Origin of the sequence: Actinomadura verrucosospora, from assembly GCF_039540335.1 — a bacterium.
Lineage (GTDB): Bacteria > Actinomycetota > Actinomycetes > Streptosporangiales > Streptosporangiaceae > Spirillospora > Spirillospora verrucosospora.
In genome coordinates this window covers 58,171-80,957 of sequence record NZ_BAABEV010000019.1, presented here as the reverse complement: position 1 = coordinate 80,957, position 22,787 = coordinate 58,171, and the positions used below count along the sequence as shown (strand labels likewise).

The window sequence follows — 22,787 nt, the reverse complement described above, 5'->3', positions numbered from 1 at the left end:
CCGGCCGGCCGGCGCCAAGCAGTCTCGAAGCGTTTTCTCCGGGTGACCGGCGGGCGTGAGTGAGTCCGCTTGCAGCCCGGCCCCGTCGACCGGCGGGCCGGAGACGTTTTACCCGGAAGGGAAAGACCATGGCCGAAGGCACCGTGAAGTGGTTCAACGCTGAGAAGGGCTTCGGGTTCATCGCGCCCGACGGCGGCGGCCCCGACGTGTTCGTCCACTACTCGGCGATCACGACCAACGGCTACCGCAGCCTCGACGAGAACCAGCGCGTCGGGTTCGAGATCACCCAGGGCCAGAAGGGCCCGCAGGCCGAGGGCGTCTACCCGCTCTAAGGTCCCGCCGGATCTCAGCTGAGGCCGGGAGCGCTCGCGCGTTCCCGGCCTTTCGCACGTCCACCGGCCGTGCGCCCGCCTAGGGCACCGCCTTCTCGGCGCGGCCGGAGGCCGCGGCCGCGGGTCGCCCGGCCGCACCGCCGCCGGGCGGGTTCAGGGCCCCGGCCGTCACGGTCATCACCGCGACCACGCAGGTGATGAGAGCGAACGCGGCCGGGTAGGACAGCGCCCCGGCCGTCCAGCCGGTGATGGCGGGCGCGGTCAGCCCCGACAGGTAGGTGATCGTCGCGACGCCCGCGACGCCCTCGCCCGGGGTGGCGCCGGCGGCGCCCGCCGCCGCGAACACCAGCGGCACCACGGTCGCCACGCCGACGCCGAGCAGCGCGAACCCCGCGATGGCCGGCCAGGGCTCGCGGGACGCCACCACGAGCGCGCCGCCGAGGACGGCCACCACGCCTCCGCACCGGACGACCCGGGCCGGGCCGAGGCGCCGCACCAGCCGGTCGCCGAGAAGCCGCGTCCCCGCCATGCACGACATGAAGACCGTGTACGCGGCGGCGGCCAGTCCGGGGCCCGCGTCCGCCACCTCGGTCAGGTAGACGGCCGTCCAGTCGGCGCTGGCGCCCTCGGCGAACGTGGCGCAGAAGCCGACGACGCCGATGGCCAGAACGGCCCGGGTCGGCAGCGCGAAGCGGCGCGGCGCCGGGGCGCCGGGGGAGGGCCGGACGTGCAGCAGCCCGCGGCCCGCCGGCGCGCCCACCGCCAGCAGCACGGCCGCGACCAGGCCGAGGTGCAGCCGGGCGTCGACGCCCGCGTGCGCGGCCAGGATCCCGATGCCGCCCGCGACGAGGCTGCCGACGCACCACAGGCCGTGCAGCCCGGACATGACCGGCCGCCCCAGGTGCCGCTCCACCGACACCGCGTGCGCGTTCATCACCACGTCGGACATGCCGGCGGTGGCCCCGAACAGCAGCATCGCCGCGAACAGGAAGGCGGGGGCGGGAGCGAGCGCGGGCAGCGCCCCGGCGGCGCACCAGGCCGCGATCAGCAGGCGGGTGGCGCGGCGCTCGCCGATCCGGTGCGCGATGCGGCTCGCGGTCGGCATCCCGATGAACGCGCCCACGGACGGGCAGAGCAGCGCCGCGCCGAGCAGGGTGGGGGACAGGTCGAGCCGGTCCTGGATCCAGGGGATGCGGGTGGCGAGGGTGCCGGCGACGGCGCCGTGCAGGGCGAACACGACCGCGATGGCGCGGTGGGGGGAGTTCATGATCTCAAAAACTAACAGGCAGCCTTCCTGATGAAAAGCGGATCGGGCAGGTTCCCTGCCTACTAGCATGGGGGCCGTGAAGACCGCCGACCCGACGATGGCCCGCGCGATCAACGACCGGCTGGCCCTCGACCTGCTGCTGGAGCGCGGGCCGCTGACCGCGCCGCAGCTGCGGACCCTGACCGGGCTGTCGCGGCCGACGGTGTCCGACCTGATCGAGCGGCTGCGGGCCGGCGGGCTGATCGAGGCGGCGGGGGAGACCGGCGCCGACCGGCGCGGCCCGAACGCCCGCCTCTACGGGCTGGTCGCCGACCGCGCCCACGTCGCCGGGGTCGACCTGCGCCGCGACGCCGTGCACGTCAGCGTCTCCGACATCGCGGGGAACCCGGCGGGATCGGCCTCGCGCCCGCTGCCCTCGTCCCCCGACCTCTGCGCCCTCGTCGCCGACGCGGTGACCGAGGCGGCCGGCGGCCGCGCCCTGCACACGGTCGTGCTGGGGACCCCCGGGCTGATCGACCCGCGCACCGGGCGCGCCACCGACAGCGGCGTCCCCGGCGGCCGGCCCGACCTCGGCGCGGCCCTGCGCGACCGGCTGGGCGCCCCGGTGCTGGTGGAGAACGAGGTCAACCTCGGCGCCATCGCCGAACACCGGGAGGGCGCGGCGGCCGGCCGCGACGACTTCGCGCTGCTCTGGCTGGACGACGGCGTCGGCGGGGCGCTCTTCCTCGACGGGCGGCTGCGGCGCGGCGCGTCGGGCGGCGCGGGCGAGGTGGGCCTGCTGAAGGTCGGCGGCACCGACTTCTGCGCCCTGCTCGACGAGAAGGCCGTCGCGGGTCTCGGCGACGAGGCCATCGCCGGGCGCATCGCCGAGGCGGTGTTCGTGCTCGTCGCCGTCCTGGACCCGGGGCTCGTGGTGCTCGGCGGGGCGCTCGGCCGAGCGGGCGGCGACCGGCTCGCGGGCCTGGTCGCCGCGCACCTGGGCCTCCTCAGCCCGGCCGCCACCGACGTGCGGCCGAGCCGCGTCGAGGGCGACGCCGTGCTGCGCGGCGCGGTGCTCACCGCCCTCGACCTCGTCCGCGACGACGTCTTCGGCTAGGCCGGCCGGGCGCCGCCGGGCCCCGGGCCGCTCACTCCTTCGGCAGGCGCTCGCCCGCCCGGAGCCGGTCCAGGCCGAGCCAGATGAACTCCACGGCCATCTGCTCGGCGCGCTCGCGCGGCGTGTCGGGATGCTCCAGCCACCACGACACCATCGACAGCATCGACCCGTACATCAGCGGGACGAGCAGCCGCGCCCGCCGCTCGTTCACCGCGAGCGCCGCCGGCGACAGCGCCGGGTCGGCGCGGCGGCGGCGCAGCAGCAGGTCGGCGAACGCGGTGCCGAGCCGGTCCCGCAGCTCCCGCAGCTCCAGGCCCACCTCGGGCTTGTCGAGGTGCCGGACCACGAGGGCCCACGCGTCCGGCTCCTCGGTGGCGTAGTCGAACAGCACCCGGATCATCGCCCGGATGCCGTCCGCCGAACCGTGCGCGGCGAGCACGGCCCGGTTCAGCCGGCCGGTGAGCTCGGCCACGATCGCCTCGGTGACCTCGGCGAACAGCTCCTCCTTGGAGGTGAAGTGCTGGTACAGCAGCGCCTTGGACACCTGCGCCTCCGACGCCACGTGCTCCATCTGGGTCAGGTGGTAGCCGCGCCGTCCGAACTCCGCCAGCGCCGCCTGGAGCAGCTGCTCGCGCCGCCGGGCGTGCGGCATGCGCCGCCGCGCGCCCGGCGCCGCCTCCCCCGTGCCGTCCGTCATGTGCCGAGGTACCGTCCGAGCTCGGCGCGGGCCACGCTCCGCACGTGGACCTCGTCCGGGCCGTCCGCGAGGCGCAGCGTGCGCAGCCCGGCCCACATCGCGGCGAGCGGGGTGTCGTCGCTGACGCCGGCGCCGCCGTGCACCTGGATCGCCCGGTCCACCACGTCCAGCGCGACGCGCGGGGCGATCACCTTGATCGCGGCGACCTCGGACCGGGCGGCCTGAACGCCGTGCTCGTCGATCAGCCAGGCTGTCTTGAGGGTGAGCAGCCGGGCCTGCTCGATCGCCATCCGCGACTCGGCGATCTGCTGGCGCACCACGCCCTGCTTGGCCAGCGGCCCGCCGAAGGCGACGCGCGACACCGCGCGCTCGCACATCAGCTCCAGCGCCCGCTCGGCCATCCCGATCGCGCGCATGCAGTGGTGGATGCGGCCGGGGCCGAGGCGGGCCTGCGCGATGGCGAAGCCGCCGCCCTCCTCGCCGACCAGGTTCTCCACCGGGACGCGGACGTCGGTGAAGGTGATCTCGCAGTGGCCGTGCTGGTCCTGGTAGCCGAACACGGGCAGCGGCCGGACGACCTCCACCCCGGGCGCGTCGAGCGGCACGAGCACCATCGACTGCTGCCGGTAGGGGTGGCCCTCGGGGTCCGTCTTGCCCATCACGATCATGATCTTGCAGCGCGGGTCGGCGGAGCCGCTTATCCACCACTTGCGGCCGTTGACGACGTAGTGGTCGCCGTCGCGCTCGATGCGGGTGGAGATGTTGGTGGCGTCCGAGCTCGCCACGTCCGGCTCCGTCATCGCGAACGCGCTGCGGATCTCGCCCCTCAGCAGCGGCGCGAGCCAGCGCTCCTTCTGCTCGGGCGTGCCGAACAGGTGCAGGACCTCCATGTTGCCGGTGTCGGGCGCCGCGCAGTTGATGGCCTCCGGCGCCAGGCTGGGGGAGCGGCCCGTCAGCTCGGCGAGCGAGGCGTAGTCGGTGACCGAGAGGCCGTGCGCGGGGTCCTCGCTGTCGGGAAGGAACAGGTTCCAGAGGCCGCGCCCGCGCGCCTCGGCCTTGAGGTCCTCGACCACCTGCGGGACGTGGTGCTCGCGGCCCGCCGCGCGCAGCTCCGCCCGCTGGGCCGCGTAGACCGGCTCGGCCGGGTAGACGTGGGAGTCCATGAAGTCCTGGAGGCGGCCGAGGTGGTCTCGGGCCCGCTCGCTCAAACCGAAGTCCATTCCGCTAGAGTAACTGACGAGTCAGTTACTTCGGGAGGAGTCCCCCATGGCACCCTTCGACGGCACCGGCAAGGTCGCACTGGTCACGGGCGGGTCCAACGGAATCGGGGCCGCGGTGGCGCGCCGCCTCGCCCGCGAGGGCGCGCGGGTCGTGCTCGCCGACGTCGACGTGGAGGCCGGGGACGCGCTCGCGGAGGAGCTGGACGGCGCTTTCGTCCGCTGCGACGTGCGCGACCCCGCCGACAGCGAGGCTGCCGTCGCGACCGCCGTCGACCGCTTCGGGGGTCTGGACGTGGCGTTCCTCAACGCCGGGGTGGCGGGCGGCGGGGGCGTCGGCGACGACTTCGACCTCGCGGCGTACCGGCGGGCCATGGGGATCAACCTCGACGGCGTCGTGTTCGGCGCGCACGCCGCGCTGCCCGCGCTGCGCGCCCGGGGCGGCGGCGACATCGTGGCCACCGCGAGCATGGCCGCGCTCACGGCGACGCCGTTCGACCCGGTCTACGGCGCGAACAAGGCGGCCGTGGTCGGACTGGTCCGCGCCCTCGGCCCCGCGTTCGCCGAGGAGGGCGTCCGCGTGAACGCGCTGTGCCCCTCCTTCGCCGACACGGACATCCTGACCCCGATGAAGGGGCACCTCCAGAAGACGGGCTTCCCGATCCTGGAGGTGGGGGACGTGGTCGAGGCGTTCATGCGGATCCTGGACGCCGGCGGCGCCGGCGAGGCGTGGTACGTGGTGCCGGGCCGCCCGTCCGAGCCGTTCCGCTTCCGCGGCGTCCCCGGCCCCCGCTGAGCATCCGAGAGCTTCCGAGGAGAGTCATGCGCGCGATACAGATCACCGAGTTCGGCGGTCCCGAGGTCCTGACCGTCGCCGAGCTTCCCGAGCCGGCCGCCGGGCCGGGGCACCTGCTCATCGACGTCTCCCGGGCCGGCGTCAACTACGCCGACACCCACCAGGCCGAGAACAGCTACCTCTCGGAGTCCACACTGCCGATGGTGCCGGGCGGCGAGGTCGTGGGCGCCACGCCCGACGGCCGCCGCGTCGTCGCGCTCGTCGGCAGCGGCGGCTACGCGGAGAAGGCCGTCGCGCCCGAGGCGCTGGCCTGGGACGTCCCGGACGAGATCGACGACGTCACCGCCCTCGGCATGATCGTCCAGGGGGCGTCGGCGTGGGTGCTGCTGCGCCGCAGCGTCCACCTGGAGCCCGGCGAGTCCGTCGTCGTGCACGCCGCCGCGGGCGGGGTCGGGACGATCGCCGTGCAGCTCGCCAAGGCGTGGGGCGCCGGGCGGGTCATCGCGACCGCCTCGTCGGAGCGCAAGCGGCAGCTCGCCCTCGACCTCGGAGCCGACGTCGCGATCGACGCGGGCGTGCCCGACCTCACCCGGGCGCTGATCGAGGCCAACGAGGGCAGGCGCGTCGACACCGTCCTGGAGATGACCGGCGGGACGGTGACCGACCAGAGCCTGCGCGCCCTGGCCCCGTTCGGCCGCCTCGCCTTCTACGGCATGGCGTCGCGCACGGAGCCCTCGCCCGTCCGGCCCGCCACGCTCATGTCGCACTCCACCACGATCTCCGGCATGTGGCTGGCGCACGTCTTCCAGCTCCCCGGCAACGTGATGCGCCAGGCGCTGGACGAGCTGTTCGCCCTCGCCGCGGACGGCGTGGTCCGCGTCGTCGCCGGCGGCGAGTACGGGCTGACCGGGGCGCGGCAGGCCCACGAGGACCTGCGCGCCCGCCGCACCACCGGCAAGCTCGTCCTCGACCCGTCGCGCTGAGCCGCGCCCGCCGCTAGCCGACGAGCCCGTTCTCGTAGGCGTAGACGACGGCCTGGGTGCGGTCGCGCAGCCCGAGCTTGGTCAGCACGTGCCCGACGTGCGTCTTCACCGTCTGCTCGGCCAGCACCAGCTCGGCGGCGATCTCGGCGTTGGACAGGCCGCGGGCCATGAGCCGCAGCACGTCCAGCTCGCGCGGCGTCAGGCCCGCGGTCGCCTTCGGGCTCGGCCGCTGGTGGCGGCGCCGGCGCGCGAAGTCGCCGATCAGCCGGCGGGTGATGGACGGGGCGAGCAGCGCGTCGCCCGCCGCCACCACCCGCACGCCGTTCACCAGGTCCGCCGCCGAGGCGTCCTTCAGCAGGAAGCCGCTGGCCCCCGCGCCGAGCGCCTCGTAGACGTACTCGTCGAGGTCGAAGGTGGTCAGCATGAGCACCTTCGGCCGGGCGCCGGCCGGGTCCGCGTCCGGGTCGGGGGAGCCGGCCAGCTCGGCGGTGGCGGCCAGGCCGTCCATCTCGGGCATCCGGATGTCCATGACGACCACGTCCGGGTCGAGCCGGCGGGCCATTTCCACCGCCTCGCGGCCGTTGCCCGCCTGCCCGATCACCTCGATCCCGGGATCGGAGGACAGCAGCGCCGCGAGCCCGTCGCGGATCATCACCTGGTCGTCGGCGATCAGCACCCGAATCGTCACGGCACAACCCTACGGCCGGGATGCTCCGGCCCGCCCCGGCTAGTCCGGATCGCCATAGGGGAGCTCGGCGACGACCGACCAGCCGGCGTCCTCGCGCGGCCCGGCGTCGAGGCTGCCGCCGAGCATCGTGGCGCGCTCGCGCATGCCGACCAGCCCGTGGCCGCCGCCGTGCGACTCCTCCGGCGTGCTGCGGGCGCCGTCGTCGGTGACCGTCACCGTCAGGGTGTCGTTGCCGTACCGCACCTCGACGTGGACCCGGGAGCCCGGCGCGTACCGGGAGGCGTTGCTCAGCGACTCCTGGACGATCCGGTACGCCGACAGGTCGACCCCGGCGTGCAGGGGGCGCGGCATCCCGACGACGGTGCTCGCGACCGACAGTCCCGAGCGGCGGGCCGCGCCGATCAGGTCGTCCAGCCGTTCCAGGCCGGGCTGGGGGGCGCGCTCGGCGCCCTCGTCGTCGGCGCGCAGGAGCCCGACGACCCGGCGCGTCTCGGTCAGCGCCTCGCGGGCCGCGTCCCGGACGACCTCGAAGGTCTGCCGCGCCGCGTCCGGCAGCTCGGGGATCTTGTAGGGGGCGGCCTCCGCCTGCATCGCGATCACCGACATGTGGTGGGCGACGACGTCGTGCAGCTCGCGGGCGATGCGGGCCCGCTCCTCCAGCACCGCCTGCCGGGCGAGGTCGCGCCGGTGCTGCTCCTCGCGCCACCGCAGCTCCTCCACGGCCGAGTGCCGCCCGCCGACCGCGTCGCCGAAGGTCAGCGTGACCGCCGCGATGCCGGCGAGGATCATGCCGAACCAGCCGGGCATCCCGATCAGCACGGCGGGCGCCAGCACGCCGGCGATGGTCACCGCGCCGACGCCGACGGTGGTCTGCCGGGCGGCGCCGACGCCGACGAAGAACAGGATGATGATGAGGGCGAGGATCGCCGTCACCGGCCACGGCATGAAGCCCTCGCCGTGCCGGACGAAGACCGTCAGCAGCAGCCCGGTCGCCGCGACCCGCCAGGCGGCCAGGGGCCAGCGGGCCGCGAACAGCAGGGGCAACGCCTGCAGCGCGCCGAGGGGCCAGGCCAGCTGGGCGTTGACGTGGTACTGCGTGATGGAGATGGCGATGTCCCCGGCGGTGAAGCCGACGGCCAGCAGCGTCAGGACGATCAGGATCGGGATGCGCAGCGCCGGGTGGGCGGGCAGCAGCGTGACGGCCGGTTCGTCGTGGCCGGGCACGAGGGCGGCGCGGACGCCGGCGGCCAGCCGGGTGCGGCCCGCGGTCGCGGGGCGGTCTGGATCGTTCATTTGGCTGCGAGCCTAGAACGCCCGGCTCCCCGGAGGCCTGACCCGGTGGAGGGAGATCCGATCCAGCCCCTGGGTATCAGGCCCGGGCGGCGCCCGCGGCGGCGGGGAGGGACGGTAAACAGCTATTTCCGATTGACTTTATATGGAATCTGGGCCACGCTGGTGCCCGTGCCGATCACCGGACTCCGCCACGAGCGCCTCCATGTCGACCTGCGCCGCCAGGCCAGCGCGCTGTGTCGCCGCCCGTCCCGCCCAGCGCGACGAGGAATGGCAGCACACCGCTAGGAGAGCGACCGCATGACCGTCACCACGACCGGCCTCACCGTGCCCGCGCCCGAGGGCGCCCCCTTCACGCCCCGGAGCCTCGCCGAACGGGCGCGCGGGCTCGCCGCCGACCCGGGGGAGTGGCTGCTCCGGGTCCGGCTCGACCCGAGAGGGCGCTGGTACGAGCGCGTCCACCAGGACGCCGACCACGAGATCTGGCTGATCAGCTGGCTTCCCGGCCAGTCGACCGGCTTCCACGACCACGGCGACTCCGCGGGCGCGTTCGCGGTCGCCCTCGGGACCCTGGAGGAACAGCGCGTCACCGCCGCGCGGCGGATCGGGACCGCCCGCGGCGTCGGAGCCGGGCAGGCCCACTCCTTCGGGCCGGGCTACGTCCACGACGTGCGCAACACCTCGGACGCGCCCGCCGTCAGCGTCCACGTCTACTCGCCGCCGCTCAGCGCGATGCGCCGGTACGACGTCGACTCGGGCGGCGGCCTGGTCCGGCTCGCCGACGAGTCCGCCGCCGACTGGTGAGGCCGGCGAGCCCGGGGCCGCCGATCTTGCGGTGATCGCCGGGGCGGCGGAGACTGCGGGAATGACCGACCTGAGCCATCCGATCTTCGCCCGCCTCTATCCGCGGCTGGACGCCGGCTGCGCCAAGGCGGGCGGCGACGCGTGCCGCGCGGAGCTGCTGGCCGGGGTGTCCGGCCGCGTGGTGGAGGTGGGCGCCGGATACGGGGCCAACTTCCCGCACTACCCGCCCGAGGTCACCGAGGTCGTCGCCGTCGAGCCCGAGCCGCGGCTGCGCGCGAAGGCCGCCCACGCGGCCGGCCGCGCGCCGGTCCCGATCACGGTGCGCCCCGGCCTCGCCGAGGACCTCGACCTCGACGACGCGTCGTTCGACGTGGCGGTGGCGTCGCTCGTGCTGTGCTCGGTCCGGGACCCCATCCGGGCGCTGGCCGAGCTGCGGCGCGTCCTCAAGCCGGGCGGCGAGCTGCGCTACTACGAACACGTGCGGGGCGGCACGCCCGGCAAGGTGCGGTTCCAGCGCTACGCCGACCTGCTGTGGCCGTTCTTCGCCGCCGGCTGCCACGTCACGCGCCCGACGGGCGAGTGGATCGCCGGCAGCGGCTTCACCGTGCGCGCCGAGCGGCGGTTCGAGTTCCCCGAGCCGAGCCGGGCCAACCCGGCCTCGCCGCACGTGCTCGGAATCGCCGTGCGCGACTGACCGGACGCCGCCCGCATAAGGTCCGGCTCCCGGGGAAGATCGGGCTCCATGACGGCAGCGGGCAGCGGACCGAGGCAGGCGGACGAGCACCGCGAGGACGGGACCTCGCACTCCGCGGCGGTGGCGGCGCTGCTGGCGGGAGCGGCGGCCCTCGGCGGATTCCTGTTCGGCTACGACTCCTCAGTGATCAACGGGACGGTCGACGCGCTCAAGAAGGAGTTCGGCCTCGGCGGCTTCGCGGTCGGCTTCGTGGTCTCCGCCGCGCTGCTCGGCTGCGCCGCCGGGGCCTGGTTCGCGGGGCCGCTGAGCGACCGGATCGGCCGGGTGCGGGTGATGCTCATCGCCGCCGGGCTGTTCGTGGTCAGCTCGCTCGGCTCCGCGCTGGCCTTCAGCGCCGTGGACCTCACCGCCTGGCGGCTGGTCGGCGGCCTCGCCATCGGCGCCGCGTCGGTGATCGCGCCCGCCTACATCGCCGAGATCGCCCCGGCCGCGCTGCGCGGCCGGCTCGGCTCGCTGCAGCAGATGGCGATCGTGCTCGGCATCTTCGCCGCCCTCGTGGTCGACTACGTCATCGCGCGGGTGTCCGACGGCGGCGCCACCGGAACGTTCCCCTGGGGCGGCGGCGCGTGGCGGTGGATGTTCGCCAGCGCCATCGTCCCGGCCGTGTTGTACGGCGTGATCGCCACCACGATCCCCGAGTCGCCCCGCTACCTGGTCAAGAAGCACGAGACGGCCCGCGCGCGGCAGGTGCTGCGGCGCGTGATGGGCCGCGGCGACGTGGACGTGAAGATCAGCGAGATCGTCCGCTCCATCGCCGCGGACCGGCCCGTCCGGCTCGGCGACCTGCGCGGCGGCCGGTTCGGCCTGATGCCGATCGTGTGGGCCGGGATCCTGCTGTCGGTGTTCCAGCAGTTCGTCGGCATCAACGTGATCTTCTACTACTCCTCCTCGCTGTGGCAGGCCGTCGGGTTCTCCGAGAACGACGCGATGCTCACCTCGGTGATCAACTCGGTCGTCAACGTCGCGTTCACGCTGGTCGCGATCGCGCTCGTCGACCGGATCGGGCGGCGCCCGCTGCTGCTGGCCGGAGCCGCCGGCATGGCGGTCTCCCTCGGCACCCTCACGCTCTGCTTCGCGACCGCCCCCGTGGTGGACGGCGCGCCCGACCTCCGCGGCGTCGCCGGTCCCGTGGCGCTCGTCGCGGCCAACGTGTTCGTCGCCTCCTTCGCGGCGACGTGGGGGCCGGTCGTGTGGGTGATGCTCGGCGAGATGTTCAACAACTTCATCCGGGCCTCCGCCCTGGCCGTCGCCGCCGCCTCGCAGTGGCTGGCCAACTGGGTGGTCACCACGACGTTCCCCGGCATCTCCGGCTTCTCCCTGGGCCTCGCCTACGGCCTCTACACCCTGTTCTCGATCCTGGCGTTCCTGTTCGTGTTCCGCGCGGTCCCCGAGACCAAGGGGCGCGAACTGGAGGACATGGACGACCTCGCCGCCCCGCGGGCCCGCGCGTAAAGGCCGGGCCGCCCGCCCGCCCATCGGTTAGAGTGGATCCATGCCGTACGTGTCCGCAGAGACGACGACGCCGGGTTCCTCCCGGCGCGACGGCGGCATGTCCTGACATTGCACGCGGAAGGGCCCCGGGAGCGATCCCCGGGGCCCTTCCGCCGTCCGGGGACGCCGCGGGCCCTCCGCCGACCGAGAGGAGCGGCCGATGGAACCGCACGCGTCCGGGGGACCCCCCGAGTCGATAGCATCGAACCCCGTTGACCCCGACCCATCATCGCGAGGAGTACCCGTGTCCACCGTGTCTGAGCTGCGCATCACCCTCGACGGCAGCGAGCGGGCGGTGCCGGCGGGCACCACCGCGGGCCAGGCGCTGGAGGCCGACGGCCGCACCGTGATCGCCGCCCGCGTCAACGGCGAGCTGCGCGACCTCGCGGGCGAGCTGCGCGACGGCGACGCCGTCGAGCCGGTGCGGATCGGCTCGGACGACGGCCGGGCGATCATGCGCCACTCCGCCGCCCACGTGATGGCGCAGGCCGTCCAGGAGCTGTTCCCCGAGGCGAAGCTGGGCATCGGCCCGCCGGTGGAGAACGGCTTCTACTACGACTTCGACGTCCCCGAGCCGTTCACCCCCGACGACCTCAAGCGCATCGAGAAGCGGATGCGCGAGATCGTCAAGCAGGGGCAGCGGTTCGCCCGCCGCCCCGTCTCCGAGGAGGACGCGCGCGCCGAGCTGGCCGCCGAGCCCTACAAGCTGGAGCTGATCGGGCTGAAGGGGTCCGGCCCGGTCGCGGACGCCGCCGACGGCGCCGAGGTCGAGGTGGGCGGCGGCGAGCTGACCATCTACGACAACCTGGACGCCAAGTCCGGCGAGCTGCGCTGGAAGGACCTGTGCCGCGGCCCGCACCTGCCGTCCACCCGGGTCATCCCCGCGTTCAAGCTGATGCGCTCGGGCGGCGCCTACTGGCGCGGCAGCGAGAAGAACCCGCAGCTCCAGCGGATCTACGGCACCGCCTGGGAGTCCCGCGACAAGCAGGACGAGTACCTGAAGTTCCTGGAGGAGGCCGAGAAGCGCGACCACCGCCGCCTCGGCGCCGAGCTCGACCTGTTCTCCTTCCCGAACGAGATCGGCAGCGGCCTCGCCGTCTTCCACCCGAAGGGCGGCGCCGTCCGCAAGGTGATGGAGGACTACTCGCGCCGCCGGCACGAGGAGGAGGGGTACGAGTTCGTCAACACCCCGCACATCACCAAGGGCCACCTGTTCGAGACCTCCGGGCACCTCGGCTGGTACAAGGACGACATGTTCCCCGCCATGGAGGTCGACGGCGGCGACTACTACCTCAAGCCGATGAACTGCCCGATGCACAACCTGATCTTCCGGGCGCGCGGCCGGTCCTACCGGGAGCTGCCGCTGCGGCTGTTCGAGTTCGGGTCGGTGTACCGGTACGAGAAGTCGGGCGTCGTGCACGGCCTCACCCGCGTCCGGGGCATGACCCAGGACGACGCGCACATCTACTGCACCGAGGACCAGATGGGCGAGGAGATCAAGCGCCTCCTCGACTTCGTCCTCGGCCTGCTGCGCGACTACGGGCTGAACGAGTTCTACCTGGAGCTGTCCACCCGCGACGAGTCCGACAAGTTCATCGGCTCGGACGAGATGTGGGAGAAGGCCACCGCCGCCCTGCGCGGCGCCGCCGAGTCCACCGGGCTCGACCTCGTCCCCGACCCGGGCGGCGCGGCGTTCTACGGCCCCAAGATCTCCGTGCAGGCCAAGGACGCGATCGGGCGCACCTGGCAGCTGTCGACCATCCAGGTCGACCCCAACCAGCCCGAGCGCTTCGGCCTGGAGTACCAGGCGGCCGACGGCACCCGGCAGCGGCCCATGATGCTGCACCGGGCGCTGTTCGGGTCGATCGAGCGGTTCTTCGGCGTCCTGCTGGAGCACTACGCGGGCGCGATGCCGCCGTGGCTGGCGCCGGTGCAGGCGGTCGGCATCCCGATCGGCGACGCCCACGTCCCGCACCTGGACAAGGTCGCCGCGCGGCTGCGCGAGCACGGCCTGCGCGTCGAGGTGGACGCCTCCTCCGACCGGATGCAGAAGAAGATCCGCAACGCCCAGAAGCAGAAGGTGCCGTACATGCTGCTGGCGGGCGACGACGACGTCGCCAAGGACGCGGTGTCGTTCCGGTACCGCAACGGCGAGCAGAAGAACGGCGTCCCGATCGACGAGGCGGTCGAGGAGATCGTCGAGGCCGTGCGGACCCGCGTGCAGGTCTGAGCCGGTAGCCTCATCGATCACGTTCGAGGACCGGGGAGTCAGCGGAGATGAAGTCCAGGAGGCCGGGGCGGCGGGGGCGGTCGCTCTGGCTCCGGATCGCCGGTTACACCGGCACCCTGGCGCTCGTCGCGGCCGCCGTCATCGTGCTCCTCATGCCCCTGATGGACGAGGGCACGAAGGGGGCCGCCGGCTCCGGCGGGACGGCGGACCCGTCCGCGCCGGAGGCGGGGACGGGCCTCCCCGGAGGCGAGGGCCTGCCCGTCACCCCGACCGGTCCCGCACCGCAGCAGACCGGAGGCGACCGGCCCTATCCCGGCGGCGGGTCCGGCGGCCCTGGCGGCGGACCGCAGATCCCTTCCCAGAACGGATCGAGCGGCGGCGTCGGCGCCTGCCCGAAGGGGACGGCGTCCTACCGGGCCACTCCCACGGGCGTGGACGTCGTCATCGCGGTCTCCGCCAGCGGCGCGATCCGGGCGGAGCTGTCACTGCGCGGACGGGAGCCCACCGCCCAGCAGAGGACCGTGCGCACCGGCGGGCCGCAGACGTTCCACTTCACGGGCGTCGCGCCGCAGCTGGTCGAGCGCGTCAAGGTCACCACGATCTCGGTGGGGGGCGGGATGGAGAACTGCTACGCCCGTCCCGCCTGACGGACGTCCTCGACCGACACGTTGACGGCGGCGACCCGCGTCCCGAGCATCATGCCCGCCACCCGCGCCACGTTCGCCTTGACCTTCGTCGCCACGTCCTTGATCACGAGGCCGTACTCGACGGCGATGGCGACGTCCAGCGTGACCTCGTCGTCGTTCTGGACGACGCGAACGCCCGTGGCGGCGGGCTCCTCCCGGACGCTGAGGCCGGCGACGCCCTCCACCTCCAGCGCGGCGAACGCGGCGATCTTCCCGATCACCGCGTTGCCGATCGTGATGCGGCCGTCCACCGGCGCGCTGAGGTCGCCGGACGAGCCGTGCATGGTCATCGGCACCGCGTTCGGCCCCGACGACAGCACGCCCCGCGGGGGCGGGACCGGCTGCTGCGTCGCGGTCGCGGGTGGCGCGGACAGCGGTGCCCCCTGCGGCATCCCCGGAAGCGGCGCACCCGGGGACGAGATGTTCGGGGAGGGCACGCTCTGGGACGGCATGCCAGAGGACGGCACGCCAGGGGAAGGTGCGGCCGGGGAACCAGGGCCCTGCGACGGCGTGACGGGGGGAGGATCGGTCTCCGGGCGGCCGGCGGGCGCCCCGGGGAACCGCGGTCCGGGCCCGGCCCCCGGCCCCTGCTCGGCGTTCCCGGTCTGGCGCTTGTCGAGCCCGGTCATGATCGCTCCCTGCGGTTCGGTCGGGTGACCATGGTGTCGGAGCGACGCGCGGAACGTCACGCAGGCACCGGATCGCGGGCGCGTCCGAAGACCCGCCGACGGGCCATGCTAGGGGATCCCGGCTACAGGCCCGAGGGCGTCTCTCTCTATGCTGCTGGTCAGGCCGTGAACAAAAGGAGACCGCCGCCTTGAGCGCAGAGCCGGAGGAGTCCGTGGTGCAGCAGGGGCGCGAGGACGCGCCCGGGGCAGGCGCCGGGAACGAGCGCACGCCCCGCTTCGAGGAGGAGAGGGGCGGCGCCGGCACGCCCGACAACTTCCAGCGGCTGTGGACCCCGCACCGGATGGCCTACATCAAGGGCGAGAACAAGCCCACGGGCGCGGGCTCGGGCGACGGCTGCCCGTTCTGCGAGATCCCGAAGATGAGCGACGAGGACGGGCTCATCGTCGCGCGCGGGACGTCGGTGTTCACGGTGCTGAACCTCTACCCCTACAACTCCGGGCACCTGATGGTGGTCCCGTACCGGCACGTCGCCGACTACGCCGACCTCGAAGAGCCGGAGTACGTGGAGCTGGCGACGTTCACGCAGCGGTCCCTGACGGCGCTGCGCAAGGCCAGCGGCGCGCAGGGCTTCAACGTCGGCATGAACCTCGGTCTCGTCGCCGGCGCCGGCATCGCGGCCCACCTGCACCAGCACGTCGTCCCGCGCTGGGGCGGCGACACCAACTTCATGCCGGTCGTCGGGCACACCAAGGTGCTCCCGCAGCTCCTGCGCGACACCCGGCAGATGCTGGCCGACGCCTGGCCGCACGACTGACCTTCCGGCGTCCGCGCGCCGGCCGTCCTAGGCGGGGGGCACGGCGCGCCGCAGGCCCCCGTCGCCCGGCGCGCGGGAGGGGGCCTGCGAGACGCTCATCAGCTCCGAGACCGTGACGAACTCGAAGCCCTTGGCGCGCAGGCCGCGGATCATGGGGACGAGGTTGCGCAGCGCGACCAGGCGGTCGTGGTTGCCGGTGTCGTGGGCGAGCAGGATCGTGCCGGGCCCGGTGTTGCCGACGATGTAGTCCACCAGTGCCGGCGGGTCGTCCTCGTAGGTCTTCTCCAGCATCTTGATCGACCACAGCGCGATGTCGTAGTCGAACCGGCACGCGGCGCTCAGCGTGGTCCCGCCCAGGTGGCCGAACGGGGGCCGCAGGAACCGCGGCTCCTTCCCGACGATCCGCCCGATGGCGTTGTGGGCGCGCCGCAACTGCTCCAGGGCCCGCTCGTCGGAGAGGCGCGACAGGTCCTGGTGCTGCCAGGTGTGGTTGCCGGCCTCGTGCCGGTCCATCCGCCCGTGCACGAGCCGCGCGTGCCGGACGAGCCGCTCCCCGACGAGGAAGAACGTGGCCTTGACCCGCTCGGCGTCCAGGATGTCGTGCACCATGGGCGTCCAGTTGGGCATCGGCCCGTCGTCGAAGGTGAGGGCGACGAGCTTCTGGGCGGTGTCGACGCCCCAGACCACGTCGACATGCGCGCTCCCGGGCCGCCACGGGCCGGCGATGGGCACCGCCATCGCCGACGACGGCGGGTTCCCGGACCCGACCACGGCGCCGACCGCCTCCGCCCCCGCGCCCAGCGTGACCGCTCCGGCGGCCGCCAGGCCGAACCCCTTGATGAACGCCCGGCGACCGGGGGCGGCCGGGACTCGGGGGTCGTCCACGTTTTCCATTGTGCGACCACGATGCCACCGCGGACCGGCCCTGATCATCGGTCCTGCGGCCGAATCGCGGGTCACCCTGCGGGATGAGCCCGGCTCCCCCCGAGGTCGCGTCCGCGGGCGCCGCGCGTCACCGCGGCGGAGGGGACGGGCGGGGCCCGGCCCGCGCCGGACCCCGTCCGCGGGCGTGCGGTCAGCCGTCCTTGCCGTCGGCGGCGACCTTGTCGGCGAGATGCGACGGGAGCGGCTCGTACCGCAGGAAGCCGCGGGTGAACGTGCCGGTGCCCTGCGACATCGACCGCAGGTCGATCGCGTACCGGACGATCTCCAGCTGCGGCACCTCCGCCTTGATCATCGTGCGTCCGCCGGGCACCGCCTGGGAGCCGAGCACCCGGCCGCGCCGCGAGGTGAGGTCGGACATGATCTGTCCCACGTACTCGTCGGCGATCAGCACCTCGACCTCGTCGACCGGCTCCAGCAGCAGGATCGGCACCCGGCCCGCCGCGTCCTTCAGCGCGAGCGCCCCGGCGGCCTGGAACGCCATGTCCGAGGAGTCGACCGAGTGGGCCTTGCCGTCGTGCAGCGTGACCCTGATGTCGACCATCGGGTACCCGGCGGACACGCCGCGCTCCATCTGCTGCCGGACGCCCTTCTCGACCGACGGGATGAACTGGCGCGGGACGACCCCGCCGACGATCTTGTCGACGAACTCGAAGCCCTCGCCGGAGGGCAGCGGCTCGACGTCGATGTGGCAGATGCCGTACTGGCCGTGCCCGCCGCTCTGCTTGACGTGCCGGCCGAGGCCCTTCGCCGCCCCGCCGAACGTCTCCCGCAGCGGGACGCGCAGGTCCACCCGCTCGACCTCGACGCCGTACCGGGCCCGCAGCCGTTCGATCAGCACGTCGGCGTGGGCCTCGCCCATGCACCACAGCACCAGCTGCCGCGTCTCGGCGTTGTTCTCCAGCCGCAGCGTCGGGTCCTCGGCGACGAGCCGGCCGAGCGCCTGGCTCAGCTTGTCCTCGTCGGCCTTGGACTTCGCGCGGATCGCGACCGGCAGCAGCGGGTCCGGCATGGACCAGGGAGCCATCACCAGGGGAGTGCCCGGATCCGACAGCGTGTCGCCGGTCTCGGCGCGCCCGAGCTTCGCCACCGCGCAGATGTCGCCCGCCCCGCACGACGCCACGGTGCGCTGCGTCTTGCCCAGCGGCGAGGTGAGCGCGCCGACGCGCTCGTCGACGTCGTGGTCCTCGTGGCCGCGGTCCTCCATGCCGTGCCCGGAGACGTGCACGGTCGTGTCGGGGCGCAGCGTCCCGGAGAAGACGCGGACCAGCGAGATCCGCCCGACGTAGGGGTCGGACGTGGTCTTGACGACCTCGGCGACCAGCGGCCCGTCCGGATCGCAGGAGATCTCCTTCGGGGGCCCGCCCGCCACGGGGGTCACCGGCGGGATGCCGTGTTCGAGGGGGGAGGGGAACGCCTGGGTGATGACCTCCAGGAGCTCCAGCATGCCGACGACCGGGCCGGGGTGGTCGCCGTGCGGCACCGACGTCGCGAGGACGGGGTAGAAGCTGCCGCGCGCCACCGCGGTCTCCAGGTCCTCGATGAGCGCCTTGACGTCGATCTCCTCACCGGACAGGTAGCGGTCCATGAGGGTCTCGTCCTCGCTCTCCTGGATGATCCCCTCGATGAGCGAGGCACGCTGCTCGGAGATCTGGTCCAGGTACCGGGGATCGGGGTCGCACTCGGTGCGCTTCCCGGTCGAGTAGTCGAGGCAGCGCTGCGACAGCAGCCCGATCAGGCCCTTGAAGCCGTCGTCGCCCTGGGCCGGGAAGTACAGCGGCGCGACGCCCTCGCCGAAGACGTCCTGGCAGGTCATGACCACGTCGTCGTAGTCGCCGCGCTGCTGGTCGATCTTGGTGATGACGACCGCGCGGGGCATCCGCACCGCCGCGCACTCCTCCCAGATCATCCGGGTGAGCCCGTCGATGCCGTCCACCGCCGAGATCACGAACAGGGCCGCGTCGGCGGCGCGCAGCCCGGCCCGCAGGTCGCCGACGAAGTCGGCGTAGCCGGGGGTGTCGATGAGATTGACCTTGATGTCGCCGTGCGTCAGCGGCGCGAGCGCGAGGTTGACCGAGCGCTGCTGGCGCACCTCGACCTCGTCGAAGTCGCTGACGGTGGTGCCGTCCTCGACCTTCCCCGCCCGCTGCAGCGTGCCCGTGGCGGCGAGCAGCGCCTCGACGAGCGTGGTCTTGCCGGCCCCCGAATGGCCGACCAGCGCGACATTGCGCACCCTGTCGCACCCGTCGGCCTCCGGTGCCCTGCCGGGGGCTCCCGGGTGGCCTCCCTTGTCCGCCATGACTACCTCCTCGGACGGGCCTCTCGCGGAGGCCCGCGTGCGGCTGGGGCCCGGCCCCGCGGGCCCGGCCCTGACGTCCGAGTGCGGCGTCCGACCTCGTCCATCGCGCGTGACCGACGTCACACCCGTGTCAACAGCCTTTCCCGTGAGGGCCGGGATCACAAGGGGTGAACGGCAAACAACCGCGATCGGTCCGGGCCGCGGGGCGGCGGCCCGGGCGACCGGCCGCGCGTCCGCGGCGTGCGCACTACGATGGGCGCGCCGCGCGAGCGCCGGTCGCCCGCGGCGGGGCCGCTCCGGTGAGCACGACTCCCGGTGGCCGCGACTCCCGATGATCACGAGAACGGACGTCGATGCTCAACAAGATCAGGCCCGCGCTGGGGCGAGTCCTCACCCCCGTCGGACAGGCGGTCGCGCGGACCGGGGTCTCGCCGAACGCCATCACCGTCATCGGGACGATCGGCGTCGCCGCCGGCGCGCTCGTGCTGTTCCCCCGCGGGGAGTTCTTCTGGGGGACGATGGTCATCACCGCGTTCGTGCTGTTCGACATGCTCGACGGCGCGGTCGCCCGGGTCACCGGGAAGATCTCCGCGTTCGGCGCGTTCCTGGACTCCACCATGGACCGCGTCGCCGACGCCGCGATCTTCGCCGGGCTGATGATCGGGCTGTACCGGGCCGGGCAGGAGCCCCTCGCCGGGGTCGCCCTGTACTGCCTGGTCGCCGGGGTCGTGGTCTCCTACGCCAAGGCCCGCGCCGAGGGCCTCGGCTACACCTGCAACGTCGGCATCGCCGAGCGCGCCGAGCGCCTCATCGTCGTCCTGGTCGCGGCCGGGTTCGACGGGCTCGGCGTCCCCTACATCCTCGCCGTCGCCCTCTGGGGCCTCGCCGTGCTCAGCACCATCACCGTCGGGCAGCGGTTCGCGGCGGTGTACGCCCAGGCGAGGCCCGGCGCGGGCGCGGGGGCCGGGAACGGCGCGCAGAACGGAGCCGAGAAGACGCCGGAGCCGCGTCCATGACCACGCCCCGCCGCGCGGAGGCGCCGTCGCTTCGGGACGAGGTGACCGACGCCGTCTACGCCCTGGGCTGGACGGTCGTCCGCAAGATGCCGGAGAGCGCGGCGCGCCTGCTGTTCGCCGCGCTCGCCGACCGCACCTGGCACCGCTACGGCGGCGGCGTGCGGCAGCTGGAGAAGAACCTGTGCCGCGTCCTCGGCAAGGACGCCGTCGACGACGAGGTCCGCGTCCTCAGCAAGAAGGTCCTGCGCTCCTACTTCCGCTACTGGCTGGAGGTCTTCCGCCTGCCCGAGTACGACCGGGCGCGGATCCTCGGCCGGATGCGGGTCACCGGCGAGAAGAAGATCTTCACCAACCTCGACTCCGGGCGCGGGGTCATCCTGGCACTGCCCCACATGGGCAACTACGAGCACGCGGGCGCGTGGCTGGTGCACAACGGCTACCCCTTCACCACCGTCGCCGAGCGGCTCGAACCCGCGTCGCTGTTCGACCGGTTCGTCGAGTTCCGCGAGGGCCTCGGGATGGAGGTGCTCGCGCACAAGGGCGCCTCCGCCTACGGGCGGATGGCGCAGCGGCTGCGCGCCGGGCGGCCGGTGTGCCTGGTCGTCGACCGCGACCTGACCGAGAGCGGCATCGACGTGGAGTTCTTCGGCGCCACCGCCCGGATGCCCGCCGTGTCGGCCGCGCTGGCCCTCCAGACGGGCGCCGCCCTCATTCCCGTGACACTCTGGTACGAGGGCGAGTACTGGGCGGCGCGGGTCCACGAGGAGGTCCCCGTGCCGGACGAGGGCGGCAGACAGGAGAAGATCCAGGCCATGACCCAGGACCTCGCGCGCGCCTTCGAGGAGGGCATCGCGGCCCACCCCGAGGACTGGCACATGCTGCAGAAGGTCTGGGTGGACGACCTCGCGGACGGCCGAAGATGAGGGCCGGCCGATGAAGGTGGGACTCGTCTGCCCCTACACCTGGGACGTGCCGGGCGGTGTCCAGCAGCACATCGGCGACCTCACCGAGGCGCTGATCGCGCTCGGTCACGAGGTGTCGGTCATCACGCCCGCCGACGACGACGCGGACCTGCCGCCCTACGTCGCGTCCGCCGGACGCGCCGTCCCCGTCCCGTACAACGGTTCGGTCGCGCGGCTGGCGTTCGGATTCCTGTCGGCCGGGCGGGTCCGGCGCTGGATCCGCGAGGGAGGGTTCGACGTCCTGCACGTCCACGAGCCCGCCGCGCCCTCGCTCGGGCTGCTCGCCTGCTGGGCGGCCGACGGGCCCATCGTCGGCACGTTCCACGCGTCCTACGAGAGGTCGCGGGCGCTGTCGGTCACCGCGCCGATCCTGCAGAGCGCCCTGGAGAAGATCACCGGCCGGATCGCGGTGTCGGAGGCCGCCCGCACCACCCTCGTCGAGCATCTCGGCGGTGACGCCGTGCTGATCCCGAACGGCGTCGCGACCGAGCGCTACGCGATGGCGGAGCCGCTGGCCGGCTGGCGCGGCCGCACCGGCACGCCGCCCGGGGGCGGCGACGGGGGAGCGCTCGGCTTCCTCGGCCGGATGGACGAGCCGCGCAAGGGCCTGCAGGTGCTGCTGCGCGCCTTCGAGGTCCTCGCCCGGGCGCGGCCCGGGCTGCGGCTGCTGCTCGCCGGCCCCGGCGACGCCGGCGACGTGCTGGCCCGGGTCCCGGCCGACCTCCGCGACCGCGTCGTCGTGCTCGGCTTGGTGAGCGAGGCCGACAAGGTCCGCGCCTACCACTCGGTGGACGTGTTCGTCGCGCCCAACCTCGGCGGCGAGAGCTTCGGCATCGTCCTCGCCGAGGCCATGGCGGCGGGCGCGCCCATCATCGCCAGCGACATCGAGGCGTTCGACCGCGTCCTGCGCGGGGGCCGGGCCGGGGTGCTGTTCCCGGTCGGCGACCACGAGGCGCTCGCCGCGGCGGCCGGGGCGCTGCTCGACGACCCGGCCCGCCGCAAGCAGCTGTCGGCCGAGGCGCGCGCGGCCGTGCGGACCTACGACTGGTCGTCGGTGGCCCGCGACGTGGTGCGGGTCTACGAGACCGTCACCGGCGGCCGCGTCCGCGTGGTCGAGTCCGGGCTCGGGGCGTAGGGGCGGCATGTCCTACGACTGGGTCATCGACGTCCTGTTCTGGATCGCCGTCGTCTTCCTGATCGCGGTGTACGTGTCGTGGCGCGCCACCCGTCTCGACCGGCTGCACGTGCGGGTCGAGACCGCCCGCGCCGCGCTCGACGCCGCGCTCGTCAGGCGGGCCGCCGCCACGCTGGAGCTGGCCGCGTCCCGGCTCCTGGACCCCGCCACCAGCCTGGTGCTGGCCACCGCCGCCCACGAGGCCCGCACCGCCGACGCCGAGGGCCGCGAGTTCGCCGAGAGCGACCTGTCGCGGGCCCTGCGCGCCGCCGTCGACCAGCCCGGGTTCGTCGACGCGCTCGACGCCCGGGGCGGCGGCGACGGCAGGGCGGTCCTGGAGGAGCTGTCGTCCGCCGCCGCGAAGGTCGCCTACGCCCGCCGCTTCTACAACGACGCCGTCTCCCAGGCCCGGATCGCGCGCCGCAAGCTGCTCATCCGCGTGCTCCCGCTCGCCGGGAGGGCCCCGCTCCCGGACTTCTTCGAGATCGACGACGACCCGCCCGGGATCTGACGGCCCGCGATCCGCCGGAGCCGCATTGATCGGGGGAGCCCCGCGCGGCCGTACCACCGGACGGGCGAGCGCACGGGATCACGTTCGCTACCCTCTGGCAGATCGTCC

22 protein-coding genes are annotated in these 22,787 nt (G+C 73.9%); 14 read left to right on the top strand and 8 right to left on the bottom strand.

The genetic code is table 11. From position 1 onward, the window contains the following. The first annotated feature begins 128 nt into the window (after window positions 1-128). Window positions 129-332, top strand: coding sequence for a cold-shock protein (locus ABD944_RS21480; protein WP_067639228.1), 204 nt, complete (start codon window positions 129-131; stop codon window positions 330-332). A 79-nt stretch (window positions 333-411) separates the two neighbouring features. On the opposite strand, the gene ABD944_RS21475 is transcribed toward ABD944_RS21480, so the two are convergent. Then, window positions 412-1,599, bottom strand: a complete 1,188-nt coding sequence (locus ABD944_RS21475) for an MFS transporter (protein ID WP_345179099.1) — start codon at window positions 1,597-1,599, stop codon at window positions 412-414. Window positions 1,600-1,675: 76 nt separating this feature from the next. Here ABD944_RS21475 and ABD944_RS21470 point away from each other — a divergent pair, with 76 nt between their 5' ends. Continuing rightward, window positions 1,676-2,695: an ROK family transcriptional regulator gene (locus ABD944_RS21470; RefSeq protein WP_345179096.1), complete on the top strand. Its 1,020-nt coding sequence runs from the start codon at window positions 1,676-1,678 to the stop codon at window positions 2,693-2,695. A 31-nt stretch (window positions 2,696-2,726) separates the two neighbouring features. Here the strand turns inward: ABD944_RS21470 and ABD944_RS21465 are convergent, their stop codons facing one another. Both ABD944_RS21465 and ABD944_RS21460 read right to left on the bottom strand, forming a co-directional pair. Then, the gene (locus ABD944_RS21465; protein ID WP_345179095.1) at window positions 2,727-3,392 is read right to left on the bottom strand and encodes a TetR/AcrR family transcriptional regulator; all 666 of its coding nucleotides are present in this window, start codon (window positions 3,390-3,392) and stop codon (window positions 2,727-2,729) included. After that, window positions 3,389-4,612 carry an acyl-CoA dehydrogenase family protein gene (locus ABD944_RS21460; RefSeq protein WP_345179093.1) on the bottom strand — a complete coding sequence of 408 codons (1,224 nt, stop codon included), beginning with the start codon at window positions 4,610-4,612 and terminating at the stop codon, window positions 3,389-3,391. The genes ABD944_RS21465 and ABD944_RS21460 overlap by 4 nt, the downstream gene beginning before the upstream one ends. 46 nt (window positions 4,613-4,658) lie before the next feature. Here ABD944_RS21460 and ABD944_RS21455 point away from each other — a divergent pair, with 46 nt between their 5' ends. Then, a complete protein-coding gene (locus tag ABD944_RS21455; protein ID WP_345179092.1) occupies window positions 4,659-5,405 on the top strand; it encodes an SDR family oxidoreductase in 747 nt (248 codons plus the stop codon). A gap of 26 nt (window positions 5,406-5,431) precedes the next feature. Further along, window positions 5,432-6,388, top strand: coding sequence for a quinone oxidoreductase family protein (locus ABD944_RS21450; RefSeq protein WP_345179090.1), 957 nt, complete (start codon window positions 5,432-5,434; stop codon window positions 6,386-6,388). A 13-nt stretch (window positions 6,389-6,401) separates the two neighbouring features. Here ABD944_RS21450 and ABD944_RS21445 read toward each other — a convergent pair whose 3' ends face one another. Together ABD944_RS21445 and ABD944_RS21440 are read right to left on the bottom strand one after the other, a co-directional pair. Then, window positions 6,402-7,076 carry a response regulator gene (locus ABD944_RS21445; protein ID WP_179834470.1) on the bottom strand — a complete coding sequence of 225 codons (675 nt, stop codon included), beginning with the start codon at window positions 7,074-7,076 and terminating at the stop codon, window positions 6,402-6,404. Between the two features lie 39 nt (window positions 7,077-7,115). Next, on the bottom strand, window positions 7,116-8,369 hold the full coding sequence (locus ABD944_RS21440; RefSeq protein WP_345179089.1) for a sensor histidine kinase: 1,254 nt from the start codon (window positions 8,367-8,369) through the stop codon (window positions 7,116-7,118). A gap of 297 nt (window positions 8,370-8,666) precedes the next feature. Here ABD944_RS21440 and ABD944_RS21435 point away from each other — a divergent pair, with 297 nt between their 5' ends. From ABD944_RS21435 to ABD944_RS21415, 5 genes are all read left to right on the top strand, one after another. Next, window positions 8,667-9,170, top strand: a complete 504-nt coding sequence (locus tag ABD944_RS21435; protein ID WP_345179088.1) for a cysteine dioxygenase — start codon at window positions 8,667-8,669, stop codon at window positions 9,168-9,170. Window positions 9,171-9,231: 61 nt separating this feature from the next. Further along, window positions 9,232-9,864, top strand: coding sequence for a class I SAM-dependent methyltransferase (locus tag ABD944_RS21430; protein WP_345179086.1), 633 nt, complete (start codon window positions 9,232-9,234; stop codon window positions 9,862-9,864). A gap of 48 nt (window positions 9,865-9,912) precedes the next feature. After that, window positions 9,913-11,376: a sugar porter family MFS transporter gene (locus ABD944_RS21425; protein ID WP_345179085.1), complete on the top strand. Its 1,464-nt coding sequence runs from the start codon at window positions 9,913-9,915 to the stop codon at window positions 11,374-11,376. A 283-nt stretch (window positions 11,377-11,659) separates the two neighbouring features. After that, window positions 11,660-13,645 carry a threonine--tRNA ligase gene (gene thrS / locus ABD944_RS21420; protein ID WP_345179084.1) on the top strand — a complete coding sequence of 662 codons (1,986 nt, stop codon included), beginning with the start codon at window positions 11,660-11,662 and terminating at the stop codon, window positions 13,643-13,645. A gap of 47 nt (window positions 13,646-13,692) precedes the next feature. Continuing rightward, the gene (locus ABD944_RS21415; protein WP_345179083.1) at window positions 13,693-14,292 is read left to right on the top strand and encodes a hypothetical protein; all 600 of its coding nucleotides are present in this window, start codon (window positions 13,693-13,695) and stop codon (window positions 14,290-14,292) included. On the opposite strand, the gene ABD944_RS21410 is transcribed toward ABD944_RS21415, so the two are convergent. Next, window positions 14,274-14,960 carry an Asp23/Gls24 family envelope stress response protein gene (locus tag ABD944_RS21410; protein ID WP_345179082.1) on the bottom strand — a complete coding sequence of 229 codons (687 nt, stop codon included), beginning with the start codon at window positions 14,958-14,960 and terminating at the stop codon, window positions 14,274-14,276. The two genes, ABD944_RS21415 and ABD944_RS21410, sit on opposite strands and share 19 nt — an antisense overlap. 188 nt (window positions 14,961-15,148) lie before the next feature. Here ABD944_RS21410 and ABD944_RS21405 point away from each other — a divergent pair, with 188 nt between their 5' ends. Further along, window positions 15,149-15,775, top strand: a complete 627-nt coding sequence (locus tag ABD944_RS21405; RefSeq protein WP_378187775.1) for an HIT family protein — start codon at window positions 15,149-15,151, stop codon at window positions 15,773-15,775. Window positions 15,776-15,802: 27 nt separating this feature from the next. Here ABD944_RS21405 and ABD944_RS21400 read toward each other — a convergent pair whose 3' ends face one another. After that, complete coding sequence (locus ABD944_RS21400) at window positions 15,803-16,660, bottom strand: polysaccharide deacetylase family protein (protein WP_345179081.1); 858 nt, start codon at window positions 16,658-16,660, stop codon at window positions 15,803-15,805. Between the two features lie 190 nt (window positions 16,661-16,850). Then, window positions 16,851-19,016 (bottom strand): elongation factor G-like protein EF-G2, encoded by a 2,166-nt coding sequence (locus ABD944_RS21395; RefSeq protein ID WP_345179080.1) that lies wholly within the window; start codon window positions 19,014-19,016, stop codon window positions 16,851-16,853. A 353-nt stretch (window positions 19,017-19,369) separates the two neighbouring features. Here ABD944_RS21395 and pgsA point away from each other — a divergent pair, with 353 nt between their 5' ends. Genes pgsA through ABD944_RS21375 form a run of 4 tightly spaced genes read left to right on the top strand, consistent with a single transcriptional unit; the run spans window position 19,370 to window position 22,679 of the window. Continuing rightward, window positions 19,370-20,032, top strand: a complete 663-nt coding sequence (gene pgsA, locus ABD944_RS21390) for a phosphatidylinositol phosphate synthase (RefSeq protein WP_345179078.1) — start codon at window positions 19,370-19,372, stop codon at window positions 20,030-20,032. Beyond that, window positions 20,029-20,955: a phosphatidylinositol mannoside acyltransferase gene (locus ABD944_RS21385; RefSeq protein WP_345179077.1), complete on the top strand. Its 927-nt coding sequence runs from the start codon at window positions 20,029-20,031 to the stop codon at window positions 20,953-20,955. The genes pgsA and ABD944_RS21385 overlap by 4 nt, the downstream gene beginning before the upstream one ends. Window positions 20,956-20,965: 10 nt before the next feature. Continuing rightward, on the top strand, window positions 20,966-22,129 hold the full coding sequence (locus ABD944_RS21380; RefSeq protein WP_345179075.1) for a glycosyltransferase family 4 protein: 1,164 nt from the start codon (window positions 20,966-20,968) through the stop codon (window positions 22,127-22,129). 7 nt (window positions 22,130-22,136) lie between these two features. After that, a complete protein-coding gene (locus ABD944_RS21375; RefSeq protein ID WP_345179071.1) occupies window positions 22,137-22,679 on the top strand; it encodes a LemA family protein in 543 nt (180 codons plus the stop codon). Window positions 22,680-22,787 lie beyond the last annotated feature (108 nt).